Here is an 18,379-nt window from a genome sequence, read left to right as displayed (position 1 = left end):
CTCTTACTGTTTGTTCATCTGCTTGTCGACGCTGCCCTGCGTCTCCGGGTGGTAGCGCTCGCGCGCGGCCTTGTACACGCGTTCGGCCCAGGCGCGGTCCTGGCCGTTGGCGCGCAGCGCGCCGTACAGCGGCACCACGAATTTCTGGCGGCCGACACTCATCAGGAACGCTTCCAGGTTCGGGCGGATCGCGCGGTAGCCGGCGTGCACCGCCGCGCGGTAGAAGCGGAACGCCACTTCATTGTTGCCGGTTTTCGCCAGGCCGAAGGCCTTGTCCAGTTCCTCCAGTTTGGCGGCATCGGCCTTGTTGTCGATGTCGTTCAGGAACTTCATCCACTCGGCGGCATTCCACTGCCTGGCCGGCAGCTGGGCGGTCGTGATCTCGCCCTTGAGCCAGCGAGTGGTGGTGTCGTTCAGCTTGGCCAGGCGGGTCGAGACGACCCGCTTGGCGCTGGACGGAATGCCCGGGCCATACAGCCATTCGTCGAGTTCGGCGTCGCTCATGATCTTCGGATTCTTCGCCAGCAGGCGGGCGCGCAGGAAGGCGACGAACTGCTCGGTGGTGACGCTCTGGAAGGCGTGTTCGTCGAACCAGGCGCGCAGGAAGGGGTCGAAGGCGGCGCGGCCGGCGCGCTGCTCGAGGGTGCGCAGGAACCAGGCGCCCTTCGGATAGGCCAGGCCTTCATCGGTATAGTGCTGCGAGCTGGTGTCCGGGTCGCGCGTGACCAGGGCCTGCTTGGCCTTCGGGATATCCTTGAGCGAATCAAGCGCCTCTTCCTGCTCCAGCTGCAGGTTCATGTTGGCGACTTCCTCGCCATACAGCTTCTCGAGGATGCGGGTGGTGACGTAGGTGGTAAAACCTTCGTTGAGCCACCAGTGCTTCCAGGAGGCGTTGGTCACCAGGTTGCCCGACCAGCTGTGCGCCAGCTCGTGCGAGACCAGGTCGACCAGGCTGCGGTCGCCCGCGATCATGGTCGGGGTCAGGAAGGTCAGGCGCGGATTCTCCATGCCGCCGATCGGGAACGATGGCGGCAGCACCAGCATGTCGTAGCGGCCCCAGCGATACGGGCCGTACAGCGACTCGGCCGCGGCCACCATCTTCTCGGTGTCGGCCAGTTCGTATGCGGCGGCCTTGATGCGCTGCGGCTCGGCATACACGCCGGTGCGTCCGCCCAGGGTGCGCGCTTCCAGCTCGCCGATGCCGATCGCCACCAGGTAGGACGGCACTGGCTGCGGCATCTTGAAGGTCCAGCCACCCTTGCCCGTGGCCTTGGGATCGTTGTCGGCGCTCATCACGACGCGCATGCCGCTAGGGGCCTGGATGCGCGCGGTGTAGGTGAAGCGCACCGCCGGCGTATCCTGCACCGGCATGAAGGAACGCGCGGCGATCGGCTGCGACTGGCTGAACATGAAGGGATACTTGCCCGACATGGTCTGCTTCGGCGTGAGCCACTGCAGGGCCGGGGCGGTCGGCGCGGTCTGGTAGTGGATGCGCACCCTGGCCGGCTGGCCCGGCAGCGCGATGCGCAGCGCCTGGCCCTTTTCGGCATCGAGCTTGCCGAGGGTGTACTCCACCGGCTGCCAGGCGCCTTTCGCATCCTGCGCCTCGATCTTCGCGATGCGCAGCTCGCGGGTGTCGAGATCGAGCGTGGTGGCCTTCTTGTCGATCCAGTTCAGGGTCAGGTCGGCGTAGCCGGCCAGGGTCTTGCGCGTGAAGTCGGCCTTCAGGTCCAGGTGCAGGGCCGTGGTCTTGACCTGGTCGTATCTGGCGTAGCTGAGGGGATCGAGTGCGAACGCGTAGGCGCTCCACTGGCAGATAAAGGCGCAGGCCGTGGCGCGCAGCAGGGTGCTTGTCTTCATGGTCTCTCGTGGAAGGTTCGAGCCCGTCGATCAGCCCGGCTGGACTGTGGGCGCAGGCAGGATAGCACTTTCGATCGTGGCGGAGAAGTGGATGCGGCGCACCGCCGGACAGGCGCGCGCTGCCGCGCGCGCCACCTCTGCTAAGATCGGGCCCCTTACCTGAGCTTCGTATCGGCCAGCCTGCGCTTCATGGATGCATTCCTCGTCTCGACCGGCATCGTGGGACTTGCCGAGATCGGCGACAAGACCCAGCTGCTGGCCCTCCTGCTCGCCACCCGCCTGCGCCGCCCGCTGCCGATCGTGCTCGGCATCCTGGTGGCGACGCTGCTCAACCACGCGTTTTCCGCCGCCGCCGGCGTCCTGGTGGGCGAGCTGCTCGGTCCCGTGGCGGTGCGCTGGCTGCTGGGCCTGTCCTTCCTCGGCATCGCCATCTGGACCGTGCTCCAGAATCTTCCCCATGCCGGCGAACGCGAGGAGCCGCCGCTGGGGCGCCATGGCGTGTTCCTGGCCACCGCGCTCGCCTTCTTCATCGCCGAGATGGGCGACAAGACCCAGGTCGCGACCGTCGCGCTGGCGGCGCGCTACGAGCCGATGGCGGCGGTGGTGGCCGGCACCACGCTCGGCATGATGCTGGCCAACGTCCCCCTCGTGTATGCCGGCGGGCGTATCGCCGGGCGCGCCGCACTGGCCATCGCGCACGGCATCGCGGCCCTCGTGTTTGCCGCAGCAGGCATCGCGACCCTGCTCGGCGCGGGCGGACTGGCGGGCGCCTGAACTAGAAGTGGAAATCCGCGCGCAGCATCGGCGTGCTGGCGCGCTGCCCCGCCCCGCCGGTGGTCCGGCGCGTGTTGCCGAACTTGTTGTTCCAGAACTGGTAGCCAATCCCGACCCGGATCTTCTTCGGCGCCTGGCCGAAGCGCGGGCCGATGTCGACCATCAGCGCCATGTCGAGGTTGGTCTCGGCCCCGGTCGGGTTGCCGGTTTCGTCCAGTCCTTTCGCGGCGATGAAGTTCAGGTAACCCTCGAAGGACCAGCCCTCGCTCACCGGAATGCCCCAGCTGGCGCCGAACATCGGGTGGGTGTCGTAGGTATAGCGTCCGCGCACGTTCGAGATCGGCGGGAAGGCGCCGCTCGGCGCATTCGATTCACGCAGCCACAGGATGCTGGTGTTGAGAAAACCCGGCACGTCCCACATCAGGGTCGGCCCCAGCACCAGCATGCGCTTGCGCGAGTTGTAGCCGACGTCGTCCTTGTGATTGAGGTCGAAGCCGGCCGTCAGGCCCAGCCCCTTGACCTTGCCGAAGCGGATCTCGGAACCGCGCAGCGCGCCGATGTCGAGCGTATGGCGGTACAGCAGGTAGGCTTCGCGCGCACCGCTGCCGCTCCCCAGCGAGCGCGGGTCGCGGCTGTCGGACTTGAGCAGGTCCAGGTTCAGGTAGTTGCTGCCGTACTTGTAGCCACTGGCGTGGGTAAAGGCGACGATGTGCTTGTTGATGTGCTCCGCATTGAAAGGTTCGGCGAAGCGGGTGCCGTAGCGGTAGCTGATGGCGTTGTCGCTCCAGTCCACCGCTCCGGCAGGGGCGCTGCAGCACAGCAGGGCAGCGCAGGCGGCCGCGATCGATTTCGTACTCATGTCCTTGTTCCTTGCTCGTTGTTTCCGTGAGCGGCACGCGCATCGCCCGGCCGCCGTTCCACAGTCAGTTCCACCTGGTGCTCGCGGCCGTCGTCGGCCAGTTCGATGCCCAGTTCCGGCTGCGGCACGCCATCGAGCACCAGCACTTCACCCACCGTGGCGCGCCGCACCACGACATGATAATCGCTGCGGCCATGGCGATAGCGGAAACGCAGCGCGTCCCAATCCTCGGGCAGCAGCGGCGCCAGCGCCAGCCGGCCCACGCCGGGGCGCAGGCCCAACAGGCCTTCGTCCAGCAGCACGCAGGCCCAGGCCGCGGCGATGGCGTTTTCACGCTCCATCATGAGGCAAGGCGTGGCCGCGCAGCGCACGCGTGCCAGCTGCCAGGCGCGGGTGCCCACGCCCCTGCCCGCCAGCGCCAGGCCGAGCCAGGGCGCATGCGGCGCCTGCGCTGCACCGGCCCCGGCGGTGGCGTCCAGGGCCGCATCCACACGGCCAGGGTCGGCGCCGGCGATGGCGGCCCAGGCCTGGGTGGCGCCCTCCGGCGCGGCGCCGTCCAGCGCATAGGCGGCACCTTCCCAGCCATGTTCCTCGGCCTGCGCCGCCAGCGCCAGGGCCGCGCCGCGGCAGGTGGTGGCGAAGCCGAAATCGGCGCGCCGGTCGGCCACCTCGGCGAAGCGCTGCAGCGCCGTGGCCAGCAGGAAGGCCAGGCGCAGGTCTTCCGGCCGCGAGTCAAGCTCCGCTACGTCCTCGTGCATGACGGCTCCCCGCAGCGGCAGGCCGCGCGCGCCGAAGCGCAGGCACCCGCGCAGGCCATGCATGCAGACCTGGTACAGGTCGTCGCGCGCCAGCCGCGTGCCACTGGTCGGCTCCCCACCGGCCGGCTCGCGCAGCACCTCATAGTCGCCGGTCGCGCCCAGGTAGCGCTGCAGGGCCCAGGGCAGCCATAGGAAGTCTTCTGCCGGCGCGCCGGCCGCGCCAAGGTCCGCGCGCGCGGCGCGCAGCAGCGTGGCGCGCAGCGTGTCCGGGCTGCCGGGCAGCGCTGCCAGCGCGCCCTGCAGCTGGGCGGCCGGCGTGCCGCCCAGGGTCCCTGCCACCGCGGCGTAGCGCCACCAGCCGTTGGCGCACAGGTCGAAGGCCGGGTCGGGGGTGGCCAGGCGCAGGCCGCCCAGCAGCGTGTCCCAGTAGGCGTGCACCTGGCGCAGCGCCAGCGCCGCTCCTTTCGCGCCGCCATGCTGCTGCACGGCGCGGCTGGCCGCCAGGCTGTCCGGGCCCGCCACGCCGAGCAGGAACACCAGCTCGGTGCTGGCTCCCGGCTCCAGCGCGACCTGGGCCTGCAGCGCCGCGCACGGGTCGCGCCCCGCGCCGAGCGTGCCCGCCAGCCCCTTGCGCGCGAGCGCCGCCGGCCGTGCCAGGCTGCGGTGGCGGCCGACGAACTCGCGCCGGTCGGCGGTGTAGGCAGGCTGCGGTGCATCCACATGGAAGAAGGCGACCCTGTCGCCGAAGCCGGTACCGAAGGCGTGGCGGGCCAGCAGCGCGCCGCTGGCGACATCGATGCTGCTGACCACCTGCGGTCCGGGCGGCAATTGTCCGTCCTCGAGCCCGTCCAGCCACCATTGCACATAGCCGGTGACCGACAGGCGGCGCGGCGCATCCGAGCGGTTATGCAGGCGCAGCACCGCGTACTTGAGCGGCGCTTCATGCGCCACGAAGCAGCGCAATTCGGACGCGATGCCGTGCGCCTCGTGCTCGAACAGGGTGTAGCCGAAGCCGTGGCGCGTGCGGTAGGGCGCGCCGGACGGCAGCGGCCACGGCGTGGGCGACCACACTGCCCCGCTGTCCTCGTCGCGCAGGTAGTAGGCTTCGCCCTGCGGCGCGCTCACGGCCTGCGCGCGCTGCCCGTACCAGCTGCGTCCGGGGCCGGTGGCCGGCAGCAGCGCGCCGAATCCGGGATTGGCCAGCGGGTGTTCCCAGGGCGCCGGCAGGGCCGCGCCACTGCGCACCACGGCTTCGCGGCCGTCCTGCGAGAACCCGGCCGCGCCGTCGTCGCCGCGCAGCGTCTCTTCCTGCACCGGCGCGGGCGGGGCCATCCATGCAGGAGCGTCGGTCCGGGGCACAAAGGGCGGTGGCAGGACGGGCAGCACCGGGGCTGCGCGGCGCAGCTGGTCGGCCAGGCTGCCGCGTTCCTCCAGCAACAGCACGCCAGCCGCGGCCAGCAGCAGGATGCGGTCTTCCTGCGCCAGTTCGTCCAGCAGGAACAGGTGCGGGCCCGGCGCGCCATCGAGCGCTTCCGGCGCCAGCGCCAGCATCGTGTCGCGGATGGCACGGTGCTCGCACAGCAGCACCAGTTCAGCCTCGAAGCCGCGTGCGCGCCAATAGGCATGCGCCTGCAGGATCTCGGGTGCCAAGCCGCCGTCAAGGCCGGGCTGCAGTACCAGCAGCGGGCGTCCCGGGTCCAGTCCGAGGGCGCGCAGGGCAGCGCGGCCGCCCACGTTGCGCTCCAGTATGCCGGCATCGGCGCGCAGGCCCGGGCGCGGCGCCAGCAGGCAGCCCGCCAGGAGGTTGAAGCGCTGGGCCCGGGCCTGGTCCAGGCCAGCCGCCTGCAGCGCCGCCTGGCCATGGTTCCAGGCGGCCTCGATCGCCGCTTCCACCGCCTGCGGGCCGGCCACGCCCGCCGCCAGCGCGCGCGCGGCGGCGGGCGTGGCGGCGGCGCCCAGCACCAGGTCGAGCGTGATCTCCTGTCCCGGCGCCAGCACCAGGCTGCGCCGGATCGCCAGCGCCGCCAGCGCCGGCGCTTCCTCCAGCGGTGGCAGCGCGCCGGCCGGATCGGCGCAGCTGCTGCTGTAGGCCGGCGCGCCGGCCGCGCCGCGCACCCGCATGGCGCAGCACAGCACCGGCGCGCCCGGCCCGAAGGAACACAGGAGCGCTTCCGACGTCCCATCCACCCGCACCCGCGCGTGCGGCGTGGCCGCGGCCAGCACCACGTGGCAGGTAGCCTCGAGCGTGCGCGGCGCGGCGCCCGTGTTGCGGATGCGGATGCGCCGCAACTCGGCATCGTCTTCCGGCGCCACCACCGCGTCGCTGGCGATCTCCAGGCCGCGCTCTTCGCGCAGGAAGCTCGCGCGGCCTTCGGCGAACACGGCTTCGTAGCGCTCCGGCTCACCGTACAGCGGGGCCAAGGTGGCCGACCACAGCTCGCCCGAGCCGGTATCGCGCAGCACGCAGGCCAGGCCGCCGCGCGCGCCGAGCGGATCCGGCTCCCAGCGCGTCAGGGCCGTCCCCTGCCACAGGCTACGGCCGGCGCCATCGCTGTCCAGCACCAGGTGATAACTGCCGTTGGACAGCAGCTGCACCTCGGCCAGGGCGGCGTCCTGCGCGGCGCGGTCGATGCGGCGCCCGTGCGCAGGGCCGGCATGGAGCGCCGCACCCGTGCCCAAGGGGATGGCGGTGGCGCCGCTCGCCGGCGGCGCTTCCTGCAGCAGTGGCAGCGCGGCGCGCAGTTCGGCATCGCGCAGGAAGCGGCGCTGCATCGGCGCACCGCGCAGCACCTGCAGCAGGGCCAGCAGGCCCAGGCCCTGGTGGCGCGCCGCGACCACGCGCACCACGTGGCGCCGCTCGCCATGCGGCAGGCGCGCCGGCCCGTAGTCGATCGCATCGAACAGGCCGTAGTTGCCGCACAAGCCCTCCTGCGCCATGCGCTCCAGGTTGGCCAGCGCCGGACCCGGCGCCACCGGCAGCGCCAGCAGGACCGCGTAGGGCGCGGCGGCCAGGTCCTGGCTGGCGCCGCGCGCCAGGGCGGCGGCCGGCACGCCGAAGCGGCCATCCTGGTAGCGCAGCTGGGCATCGACCGCATGGCAGGCCGATTCGGCAAAGCCCCAGGGCATGGCCAGGCGCGCGCCGTGCGCCACCTGGACGCGCACCGCGGCGCGGCCGGCCTGGTCGAGCAGGGTGTCGCGCCAGGACGGCAGCAGGACCTGGGGCGCCAGGTAGTCCGACAGCGCGCCCTCGTGCGACAGCAGCAGCTGCTCGGCGCCCACCACGCGCATCGGCCGCCCGAGCGCCCACCAGTGCTGCTGCGCCAGCTGGTCCTGGGCCACCGCCAGGTAGCTGGCCAGGCGCTCTTCCGATGCCAGCAGGTCGCAGCTCGTGCGCGCCAGGCTTTCCTCGCGCACGTCGCAGCCCGTGGCAAGCCGGCCGCTGGCCGGGTCGAGCAGCGCGCCGAAATCCATGGCGCCCAGGCCGCGCGCCTGCACCGCCAGCCGTTCGCACTCGGCCAGCAGCCTGCCCGCGTGCTGGCGGCCGTCGCGCACCAGGCGCGCCAGTCCATGCTGCGCACCGGGTGCGGTGTCGAGCCGGGCCAGTTCGCGCAGGGTCGGTATGCGCGTCAGGCTGGCGTCCAGCACGTATTCCTGGGAAGCGCGCATCCAGGGCGCCAGCGCCAGCAGCTCGTCGCACAGCGTGCGGGCTTGCGCCGCCAGGCAGGCGCTCCAGTCGCGCAGCGCCGGGCCGGCGTCCTGCAGCAGACCGTCTTCCAGCGCACCGGCGGCGGCGCTGGCCTGCTGCAGGCATTCCCACAGGCCGGGCAAGGTATCGGCCGCGCGGCAGCGCTGCGGGTCGAGCGCCGCCCAGGCTGCCGCCACCAGGGTGCCGACCTGCGGCGCCTGGCCTTGCGCCAGCTCGTCCACCACCTGCAGCGCGGCGCGCAGGCCGTCCAGGTCCCGCGCGCCGGCGATCGGGCAATCGGGCAATTCGTCCAGGCCGCCCGCCAGCAGGCGCATGCCGAGCGCCATCCAGCCGCTGTCGCGGGTCAGGACGCGGGCCGGCTCGAGCGGCGCCAGCGTGGCATTGTCGTAGGCTGCCAGGAAGTGGCCGTTCCAGCGCTCCAGCAGCGCCAGCGATGCCAGCGATGCGTCCAGGCGGCGCAGCAGTGCGCCCGGGGGCAAGAATCCAAAGTCGCGCGCGGCCAGCGCCGACAGCAGGTAGATGGCGATGCCGGCCGGCGTGCTGCGCGCGTCGGCCAGTGCGTGCGGGTGCTCCTGCACGCCTTCCGGCGGCAGCCAGTTGTTGGCCGGGCCCGCGTGGTCTTCGAAGAAGCGCCAGTTGCGCCGCGCCAGGCGCTCCAGCGCGGCCCGGCGCGAGGGCGGCAGGCGCGGCAGCCGCGGCGGCCACGAGCGCAGCGGCAGCCCGGTCCACCAGGCCAGCAGCGGCGACAGGAACCAGACCAGCAGCACCGGCGCGGCGCTGAACAGCGAATACGGATTGGCAAAGGTGAGCAGCAGCGCGATGGCCACCGCCAGCACCGGCGCGAACCACATCGCCAGCCAGTTGTTGCGCACCACGGCGGCCGGACGCGCCAGCGCCGGCAGGCGCCACTCGAGCTGGCCGCGGCGCGACACGTAGCGGCGCCACAGCGCGCGCACCAGGGCGTCGAGCTGGCACCAGGCCGCATGGGGCAGGAAGGCGGTGGCCAGGGCGGCCCGCACCAGGGCCACGCGCGCGCCGCGCACCCAGCTGTCGAGATGCTGGCGCCAGGGCGCGTCGTGCGGACGGTCGGCCAGCGCCAGCAGGCTGCCCAGCAGGGCCGGCAGGAACAGCAGCGCCAGCAGCACGGCGGTCCAGAACGCGGGCGCCGCCAGCGTGCTCCAGCACAGCACCAGCAGCGCCACCAGGGCCGGCGCCGCCAGGCTGTCGCGCAGGCTGTCGAACAGCTGCCAGCGCGCCGCGGCCGTCATCGGATTGGGCGCGCGCGCGGCGTCGGCGGCGGGCAGCCGGCGCCGTACCCAGCCCGCCACCTGCCAGGCCGCGCGCACCGCTCGGTGCCGGCGCACCGCGTGCTCGCCATGGCTGGCGGGCGCCGCTTCTTCCAGCCGCACGCCGCAGTCGCGCGCCGCGTGCAGGCAGCCTTCGTCGACCAGCCCGGGCGCCGGCAGCGCCTCGTGCGTCAACTGCGCGCGCGCCACCTGGTCAGCGGCGTCGACATCGTAGATCGCGGCCCAGCCCAGCATGGCGCGCTCCTCGCCGTCGGCGCCCGGCAGGCGCGCGGCCCAGCTGCCGCGTGCCTCGCTCCACAGGCGTTGATAGCGGCTCGCCTGCTGGCCAGGCAGCGCGATGCCGGTGTCCGGACGCAGCAAGGCATGCCCTTCGGCCACCTGGCGGCCGCTTGCGTCCAGTACCGGCTGGTTGAGCGGATGCGCCATGGCGCCCGCCAGGCGCCGCGCAGTGTCGCGCGGCAGATCGGTGGCGGCATCGAGCGCGATCACGTAGCGCATCTCGGCCAGCCCGGCGGTGCTGCCGGCGGCGGTCGCGAATCCTTCGCGCGCGGCGCCGGCCAGGAAGGCGTTCAGGTCGGCCAGCTGGCCGCGCCGCCGGCCACGCCCGATCCAGGCCTGCTCGCCCTCGCTCCACGCGCGTGGACGCTGCAGCAACAGGAAGGGCTCCACCCGGCGCAATTCGGTGGCGGGATGGCCATCCTCGTCGATGGTCGTGAAGTCGTGCTTGCGCGCATAACGCTGGTTGAGGGCATCGATGGCGGCCACCGCATGCGCGACCAGGGCGGCATCTTCCGGCATGGTTTCGGACGGGGCGTCGTGCAGGTCTGCCAGCAGGCAGAAACGCAGCCCGGGATCGCGGTTGGCGAGATAGCGCACCTCGAGGTCGCGGCACAGGGCGTCGACCTGGCCGGCGTTCGCCAGGCGCGCGGACACCGCCACCAGGGTCTGGGCATCGGCCGGGATGCCGGCGCTGAAATCCATGCGTGGCATGGGCAGTGGCGGCGCCAGCCAGGCCGCCATCATGTCGGCCAGGGCGCGCGCCAGACCGCTCGTCCCAGGCAGCGCCAGCAGGGCGACCGCCACCTGCAGCAGCAGGCCCGCTCCTTCGCGGCGCGCGCACAGGACCACGCTGGCCGCGAACAGCAGGGTCAGTAGCGCCGTGGCGCCGGCCTCGAGCGCCAGCGGCACCGTCCCCGGCTGCGCACGCAAGGCACGCCGCAGGCGCGCCACCGGGCCGGGTGCCGGTTGCAGCCGCGCCTCCAGCGACGCCAGGCCGGGCCCGGCGAGGTAGTAGCCGATATGGCGGCGGCGCGTGTCGAGTCCCCCCTCGCCGGGGACGCGGTGCACGCCGGCCAGCGCCAGCGCCTCCTGCGCCACGGTCTCTTCGCTGCGGCCGCTGCTGCGCGCCAGTGTCTCGACGGCCAGGCGGTAGCGGTCGCGCGTGGGGCCATCCATGCGCGGATAGCTGCCGTCCGGATCGGCGCGCAGCAGCGCGTCGACGGCGCCGGCCTGTTCCGCCAGTGCGCGCCAGTCGAGGACGCCGAGCAGGCGCAGGCTGGCCAGCAGGTTCTCCGCCAGCGCGCCGTCGGCCGCCAGCGTGTCGCGCTCGCGCTGCACCTGCTGGCCGATGCTGGAACCCTCGTCGAGCAGGCGCGCGTCGATCCAGGCCAGCGCCTGCGCCACCGCCCCGCCCTGCCCCTGCAGGCGGCGCGCCAGTTCGGCCACGAAGCTGCTGCCCAGCGGCGTGACCTGGCGCGCCATGTCGGCCACCAGCAGCACGAGGTCGCCCGAGCGGCAGGCCGCGGTGTCGAGCATGCGGTCGGCCCAGCCGGCGGCCAGGCGCCGCTCTGCGCAGCTGGCGGATGCGCGCTCGGCGACCTCGCGCAGCGTATCAAACAGGGCAAGGCGCAGCGCGGCGGGGAACAGGCGTAGTTCGGCCAGGCACAGGGCGGCGCCGGTGGGTGGCGCGGCCAGGAAGTGCGCGAGGCCTGGACGTTCAATGCGGCCGTCCTCCCGGGCGGCCAGGCTGCGGGCCAGCGCGAGGATGCGCGCCCCGCCGGCTTCCGCCAGCGGCAAGCGGCCATGGTCGTGCAGCAGCTGGCCGCGCGCCTGGCGCAGCTGGGCGTCGATCAGCGCCGTGCCGTCCAGGATGGCGCCGGCGGCGGGCGGCAGCACGGCGCCGTCCCGGCGCGCACGCTCGAGCGCGTCACAGGCGCGCTCGAGCGCCGCACGCAGGCCGGGAATGCCGGCAGCCAGGCCGGCGGCGGGGACATCGTCGGCCTTCGGATTCTTCTCTCGCGTCAAAACCAAACCTCGCAGACAGCTCGCAGGAGCACCGATACAAAGGCGCGCGCTGTCGACTGCTGGCGCGGCAGGCGCCGGGGGGCGGGTCGAGGGGAAGGGAAACGCAGGGCGCGCACGGCCTTCGCCATGCTAGGAGAAGCCGGCGGCGTGGACTGTGCGCTGGCGTACAGTAGCGCAGCCTCCGTTCAGGGGCTGCGTGCCACCTCAGCCGGCCAGCGCCAGCCCGCCGGCCACGTGCCAGGCCTGGCCATGGCCGAGGCGGCGCAGCAGGCGCGCGGCGCGCGCGCTGCGGTTGCCGCTGCGGCACACGAACACCAGGGGACGCGCCTCCGCGCGCAGCCAGCCGGCGGCATGCCCGGCCAGCTGTGACAGCGGCACGTGCCGGGCGTCGTGCCCATGCAGGCGCGCCGCCCCCGCCGCGTGTTCGGGCAGTTCGCGCACGTCGACCAGCAGCGCGTCCGGATGGGCCGCGAGGTAGGCCGCGGCCGCGCCGGCATCGAGGTCGATGTCGCCGTCGGGCCAGGACGCGGCGCCGGGCCGCGACACGGCCGGCTCGCCGATGCGGTGGCAGCACAGGGCGCCCGGGTAGCCGGCATCGGCCGGCAAGGCGCCGAACACGAAACGCACGTCCTCGCTGGCCAGCATGCCGTTGCGGGCACGGCCCAGCAGGTAGGCGTCGCCATCCCTGGCCAGGATGTCCGCGCCCAGCGCGAGCGCGTCCACGATCGCGCCGCTGGCCAGGCGTACCGGCTGCAGCGGCGGCGTTCCCGCTGGCCAGCCGGGTGCGAGGCCGAGCAGTTCGCCCAGCGTATCGGCGCCACCGGCGCCGTGGCTGGTGTCGAAGCAGGCCAGCAGGCGGCAGCCGCGGGCGCGCAGGTCGGAGGCGATGCGCGCCGCCAGCGCGGCCGGCGGGTCGATCGCGATGCAGTCGCGGCCCGCCTCGTCGAACAGCAGCCAGCCGCTGGCGCCGCAGGATTCAAACTGTTGCAGGTGCGCCGCGGCCTGGCCTGCCGTTTGCGCCAGCGCGCGGCCGCAGTGCACGATGCGCTCGCAGGCGGCATCGATGAAGGCATCGTCGGCCAGCGGCCCGAACGACAGGCGCACCGCGGAAGCGCTGCGTTCGGGCGGCACGCCCATCGCATCCAGTACATAGCTCGGCGCCGCCTTGGCCGCCGAACAGGCCGAGCCGGCGCTGACGCGCACGCCGGCGGCATCGAACAGGTCGAGCAGTTCCTTGCTGCCCAGGCCAGGCACCGAAAAATTCAGCGTGGTCGGCAGCGCCTGCGCCAGCGGCGCATTGAATACCAGCGCGGGAAACGCGGCCTGCAGGCTGGCGGCGAGCCGGTCGCGGGCGGCCTGCAGCTGGGCCGGCGTGCGGAAGGTGCCGCCTTCTTCCAGCGCCTGCAATACCGCGTCGAGTGCGGCGATGCCGGCCATGTTCTCGGTGCCGGAGCGCTGCCCCGCTTCCTGGCCGCCACCGCACAGCAGCGGTGTGTAGGGCGCGCCTTCGCGCACGTACAGCATGCCGATGCCCTTCGGCGCATACAGCTTGTGGCCGGAGAACGGCGCATAGTCGATGCGGGTCGCGTCCAGCGCCAGCGCCAGCTTGCCCAGGGCCTGCACGCAGTCGACCATCCACAGGGCCGGGCTATGCGCCTCGGCCAGCACGCGCGCGATACCGTCCAGGTCGGACACCACGCCGGTCTCGTTGTTGGCGGCCATGGTGCAGACCAGGGCGGCGCGCGGCGCCAGTTCGCGCAGCAGGTCCAGGCGGTGGCGGCCATCGGCGCCGACCGGCAGCACGCGCAGTTCGAGGCCGGTGCCGAGCAGGCGGTTCCAGTGCGCCAGGCTTTCCGGCACCGCCTTGTGCTCGGTGGCGCCGTATACCAGCAGGTCGCCGCAGGCTTCGCCGCGCTGGCGCCGTTCGCGCACCGCGCACAGGGCCGACAGCACCGCGGTCTGGATGCCCTCGGTGGCGCCGCTGGTGAACAATACCCGTCCACTGGCCGCACCCAGCACGCGGCGCGCCCGCGCCCGCGCCCCGTCCAGCAGCGCGCGGGCGCGCAGGCCGCAGGCGTGGCTGCTGCTCGGATTGCCGAAGCAGTCCTGCATGGCCGCCATGGCGGCCGCGGCGGCGGCGGGCAGGACAGGCGAGGTGGCGTTGGCGTCGAGGTAGAGTTCAGTGCTCATGGGAATTACAAAAAGGTAATTTGTTGCTGCGGATCGTGTTATTGTTCGTGAATATGTTACGGAGTCGCGCCGACAAAGATATCCTCATTTATGCGCTTTATTGTGTCGGATTGGCATATACATTCTCGATATATCGATATAGGGAAAATGAACTCACTCGACAAGTTTGATTGTGCCATCCTTGCCGCATTGCAGGCGGATGCCACCCTCTCCATTTCCGGCCTCAGCGAAAAGGTCGGCCTGTCCAGTACCCCATGCTGGAAACGCGTCAAGCGCCTCGAGGAAGAGGGGTATATCGAAAGCCGGGTCAGCATCGTCAACCGCGACAAGGTCGGGCTGCCGGTCACGGTATTCGTCAGCGTGCGCACCAGCGAACACGACGAAAAATGGCTGGCGCGTTTCGCCGCCGCCGTGGTGGCGCTGCCGGAGGTGCTCGAGTTCCACCGCATGAGCGGCGACGTCGACTACCTGCTGAAGGTGGTCACCACCGACATCGCGGGCTACGACCGCTTCTACAAGAAGCTGATCAAGGCGGCGCGCCTGACCGGGGTCTCGTCAGCCTTCTCGATGGAGCAGATCAAGTGCACCACCGCGCTGCCGCTGGAGCTGATTTCGCACGGCGTGCCCGCTTGAAGAAGCGAATGCGGGCGGCTTAACCACGGCCGGGTTTCATGCGATGATGGCATCCGTTCGCATAACACGGAGACCAAAGGGAATGCCATCCATACTGCACAAGGCGCCGCTTGCACAGGCCGCGCTGGCCGCGTTGCTCGCGCTGCATGCCGCCGGCGCCAGCGCCGCCGAACAGGTCGTCAAGATCGGCGTCAGCGGCCCGCTGTCGGGCGCGAATGCCTTCGCCGGCAAGGACAACGAGAACGGCGTGCGCCTCGCCGTCGAAGAACTGAACGCGCAGAAGCTCCAGGTCGGCGGCAACACCATCCGCTTCGAGCTGCAGTCCGAGGACGACGCGGGCGACCCGAAACAGGGCGTGACCGTGGCCCAGAAGTTCGCCGACGCCAAGGTGAAGTTCGTGCTCGGTCCCTACAACTCGGGCGTGGCGATCCCCGCGTCGCGCGTCTACAACGACAACGGCATCCTGATGTCGACCGTCGGCACCAATCCCAAGATCACGCAGGCCGGCTATCCGACCGTGTTCCGCATCGTCGCCAGCGACACCCAGGTGGGCGGCTCGGTGGCGGCCTATGCGGCCAGGGAGCTGAAGGTCAAGAACATCGGCGTGATCGATGACCGCGGCGCCTTCGGCCAGGGCGTGGCGATGGAATTCAAGCGCCAGGCCCAGGCCAACGGCATCAGGATCGCCGGCCACGAATACACCAACGACAAGGCGACCGACTTCGCCGCCATCCTCACCTCGCTCAAGGCCAAGCGCGTGGACGCGGTGTTCTTCGGCGGCTATGCGCCACAGGCCGCGCCGATGGCGCGCCAGATGAAGGCGCTCGGCCTGAACGTGCCGCTGCTGGGTGGCGACACCCTGTGCAGCCCCGAGATGGCCAAGCTCGGCGGCGCCGCGGTCGGCGAGAACGTGCGCTGCGCCCAGGCTGGCGCCATCGTCGCCAAGCAGCCAGGCGGCCAGGCCTTCATCGATGCCTACAAGGCGCGTTTCAAGCGCGACCCCGACGTGTACGCGCCCTCGTTCTACGACCAGACGAAGTTCATCGCCCAGGCCATGAAGACCGCGAATTCGCTGGACCCGGCCAAGGTCGGCGCGACCATGCATGCGATCAGCTACCAGGGCGTGGTCGGCACCTATGGCTACGACCCGAAGGGCAACCTGAAGAAAACCACCGTCACCGTCTATACCTTCAAGAACGGCGCGCTCACGCCGCTGGCCAGCTACTGATTCCGGAGACCACACGATGAAAGCATGCTTCACGCTGGCCGCGGCCGCGCTGCTGGCCTGCGCGCCAGCCCAGGCCGCGCCGGCCGACGCGCCGCAGTCCGCATCCACGGCGACCAGCCGGGAAGGCCGCCAGCTCAATGCGCTGGCCGACGAATACTACGAGGCACTGGCGCGCTTCGAGCCGGTATGGGCCACCGAAAACGGCGACAGCCGCTTCAACGACAAGCTCGGCCTGTCGATCTCGCCCAAGCTGCGCGAGCAGCAGTTCGCCCTGTATCGCGGCTACCTAAGGCGCCTGGCCGCCATCCCGCGCGCGCGCCTCGACAGCCGCGACCAGACCAGCTACGACATCCTCAAGTTCGAGCTCGACAGCGCGCTGCGCCTGGCCGCCTTCCCCGAACACCTGCTGCCGGTCGACCAGATGGTCAGCATGCCGGTGATCCTGGCGAACTACGCGGGCGGCCAGGGTGCCCAGCCCCTGAGCAGCGTGCGCGACTACCGCGCCTACCTGAGCCGCCTGGCGCAGCTGGTGCCGCACATCGACCAGGCGATCGCCAACATGCGCGAAGGCGTCAAGCGCGGCGTGGTGCAACCGCGCGAGCCGATGCAATCCGCCCTGCCCCAGTTCCAGCAGCTGGTGGCAAGCAAGGCCGACGAGAGCATCTTCTACACGCCGATCAAGAACATGCCGGCCAGCTTCACGGCCGCCGAAAAGCGCAGCTTGCAGCAGGCCTACCGCGAGACCATCGGCAACAAGCTCAATCCGGCCCTGAAGCGCCTGGCGGCCTACCTGGAAAAGGATTACCTGCCGAAGACGCGCACCAGCGCCGGCTGGAATGCCCTGCCAAATGGCGCCGCCTGGTACGCGGTGCGGGTGGCGGCGATGACCACCACCAGCCTCACGCCGGAACAGATCCACCAGATCGGCCTGAAGGAAGTGGCGCGTATCCAGGGCGAATACGCCGTGACCGGTCCGAAGATGGGCTATACCGGCCCGGCGGCCGGCCTGCCGCGCTGGGTGTCGGAACAGCCGAAGTACAAGCCCTTCACCTCGGACCAGCAGGTGATCGACGTGTTCCGCGAACTCGACACCAAAGTGCGCGCCAAGCTGCCGGCCCTGTTCACCTTGCGGCCGAAGGCACCGCTCGACCTGCGCCTGGAACCGGAGTTGACGCGGGCCTCCGCCTCGGACCACTACACCCCGCCCGCGGCAGACGGCTCGCGTCCGGGCGTGTTCTGGTCGGTGGTGAACGACCCGAAGCAGTACGGCAGCACCGGCATGGTCACGCTCTACCTGCATGAAGGCCAGCCGGGCCACCACTTCCACATCGCGCTGGTGCAGGAACTGGGCTTGCCGAACTTCCGCAAGTTCGGCGGCAACAACGCCTTTACCGAAGGCTGGGCCCTGTACGCAGAAACCCTGGGCAAGGAGATGGGCCTGTTCGACAAGCCCGAGGATTACTTCGGCCACCTGAACGACGAGATGCTGCGCGCCGCACGCCTCGTGGTGGACACCGGCCTGCATGCCAAGGGCTGGAGCCGCGACCAGGCCATCCGCTATTTCCAGGACACGCTGGGTTATTCGGAACACGAAGCGCGCGCCCAGATCGAGCGCTACATGGTGTGGCCGGGCCAGGCGCTGGGCTACAAGATCGGCTCGCTCAAGATCATGGAACTGCGCAAGCGCGCGCAGGATGCGCTGGGCGACAAGTTCAGCCTGCCAAAATTCCACGAGATCGTGCTGGGCGAAGGCACGCTGCCGCTGGCAGTGCTGGAAAACAAGGTAGATCGCTGGATCGCCGCATCGAAATAAGACTGCAGACGCGATCGGGAGCCGGGCGGTGCATTGCACTCCCGGCTTTTTTACGTGCAATCAGCACGGAATGTTGTTTTTTACACAGCAACGCAATAAAAAAGATAGTTTCCTGTTAATGAATAATTTGCAATATGGCATACTTATTCTTGCATATTCATAATTTTATTTATTTGAGGGAAATATGAATTTCTTCCGCTCCACGCTGCTGCACGCTGCGCTCGTCTTGCCGCTCCTGCTCGGTGCAGGCACTGCCCAGGCCACCACGATCCAGGGCAGTTCCGATGGCAAGTTTTCGAATGTCTCACATTGCTGGGGAACCTGCTACGTGTTCGACCGCAGCGGCAAGCCGGATTCGAAACTCGCGTGGGGCTTCGGCCTGTTCACCAACGGTTCGACGCTGCTTGCCCAGGAGCGCCAATGGAATGTCGATCTCGCGCAGGCCAACGACGTGGTGCTCGCCGAACTGGTCTGGACCAACCGCGCCACTGTCGACTGGCTCACGCCTGACCGCTTCAACGTCGACTACACGCTCAACATCCGCTTCAACCAGCCGAATGCGGTGAGCGACAAGGAAGTGTTCAACTTCTCGATCCTGAATACCGCGAACCCGGCCGGCGACGTGCTGATGGGCCTGACGCTGGCCGACCTGAGCGGCCTGTCCTTCGCCCTGGACGGGCTCGAGATCTCCGACCTGAAATACCAGCTCGCCGGCGCCGGCAGCTTCGACGGCACCTACTGGTTCAATCCTGAAAGCCGGACCTCGACCATGTACATCACGGCCGACTTCAAGGCGAAACCAGTGGTGGTCACGCCTCCGCCCGCCGAGGTGCCGGAACCGGGCAGCATGGCGCTGCTCGCCACAGGCCTGCTGGGACTGGGTCTCCTGCGCCGCCGCAAGCCTTGAAGCGCCTGCCGTGACATGCGGGGCGCCTGGCGCCCCGCAT

General features: G+C 70.8%; 9 protein-coding genes. 5 read left to right on the top strand and 4 right to left on the bottom strand.

The features are described 5' to 3' along the window. Positions 1 to 3: 3 nt before the first annotated feature. Positions 4 to 1,860: a M1 family metallopeptidase gene (locus LCI23_RS03635; RefSeq protein WP_224944210.1), complete on the bottom strand. Its 1,857-nt coding sequence runs from the start codon at positions 1,858 to 1,860 to the stop codon at positions 4 to 6. 189 nt (positions 1,861 to 2,049) lie between these two features. On the opposite strand from LCI23_RS03635, the gene LCI23_RS03630 reads away from it, so the two are divergent. After that, positions 2,050 to 2,634 (top strand): TMEM165/GDT1 family protein, encoded by a 585-nt coding sequence (locus LCI23_RS03630; protein ID WP_224944207.1) that lies wholly within the window; start codon positions 2,050 to 2,052, stop codon positions 2,632 to 2,634. A gap of 1 nt (position 2,635) precedes the next feature. Here LCI23_RS03630 and LCI23_RS03625 read toward each other — a convergent pair whose 3' ends face one another. From LCI23_RS03625 to LCI23_RS03615, 3 genes are all read right to left on the bottom strand, one after another. Continuing rightward, positions 2,636 to 3,493, bottom strand: coding sequence for an outer envelope protein (locus tag LCI23_RS03625; RefSeq protein WP_224944204.1), 858 nt, complete (start codon positions 3,491 to 3,493; stop codon positions 2,636 to 2,638). Then, positions 3,490 to 11,568, bottom strand: coding sequence for a GH36-type glycosyl hydrolase domain-containing protein (locus tag LCI23_RS03620; protein WP_224944201.1), 8,079 nt, complete (start codon positions 11,566 to 11,568; stop codon positions 3,490 to 3,492). Before LCI23_RS03620 ends, LCI23_RS03625 begins: the two co-directional genes overlap by 4 nt. Positions 11,569 to 11,772: 204 nt before the next feature. Then, complete coding sequence (locus tag LCI23_RS03615; RefSeq protein ID WP_224944199.1) at positions 11,773 to 13,758, bottom strand: aminotransferase class V-fold PLP-dependent enzyme; 1,986 nt, start codon at positions 13,756 to 13,758, stop codon at positions 11,773 to 11,775. 147 nt (positions 13,759 to 13,905) lie between these two features. Between LCI23_RS03615 and LCI23_RS03610 the strand changes: the two genes are divergently transcribed. The 4 genes from LCI23_RS03610 (at position 13,906) to LCI23_RS03595 (ending at position 18,339) form a co-directional block, all read left to right on the top strand. Next, positions 13,906 to 14,391: an Lrp/AsnC family transcriptional regulator gene (locus LCI23_RS03610; protein WP_224944196.1), complete on the top strand. Its 486-nt coding sequence runs from the start codon at positions 13,906 to 13,908 to the stop codon at positions 14,389 to 14,391. Positions 14,392 to 14,473: 82 nt separating this feature from the next. Beyond that, entirely contained in the window at positions 14,474 to 15,619 is a 1,146-nt protein-coding gene (locus LCI23_RS03605; protein ID WP_224944193.1) for a branched-chain amino acid ABC transporter substrate-binding protein, read from the top strand. Between the two features lie 16 nt (positions 15,620 to 15,635). Continuing rightward, positions 15,636 to 17,432: a DUF885 family protein gene (locus LCI23_RS03600; RefSeq protein WP_224944188.1), complete on the top strand. Its 1,797-nt coding sequence runs from the start codon at positions 15,636 to 15,638 to the stop codon at positions 17,430 to 17,432. Between the two features lie 184 nt (positions 17,433 to 17,616). After that, positions 17,617 to 18,339: a choice-of-anchor K domain-containing protein gene (locus LCI23_RS03595; RefSeq protein WP_224944185.1), complete on the top strand. Its 723-nt coding sequence runs from the start codon at positions 17,617 to 17,619 to the stop codon at positions 18,337 to 18,339. Positions 18,340 to 18,379: the final 40 nt, after the last annotated feature.

Source organism: Massilia sp. MS-15, assembly GCF_020176695.1.
Lineage (GTDB): Bacteria > Pseudomonadota > Gammaproteobacteria > Burkholderiales > Burkholderiaceae_D > Telluria > Telluria hydrophila.
This window is presented reverse-complemented; position numbering and strand designations above follow the sequence as displayed.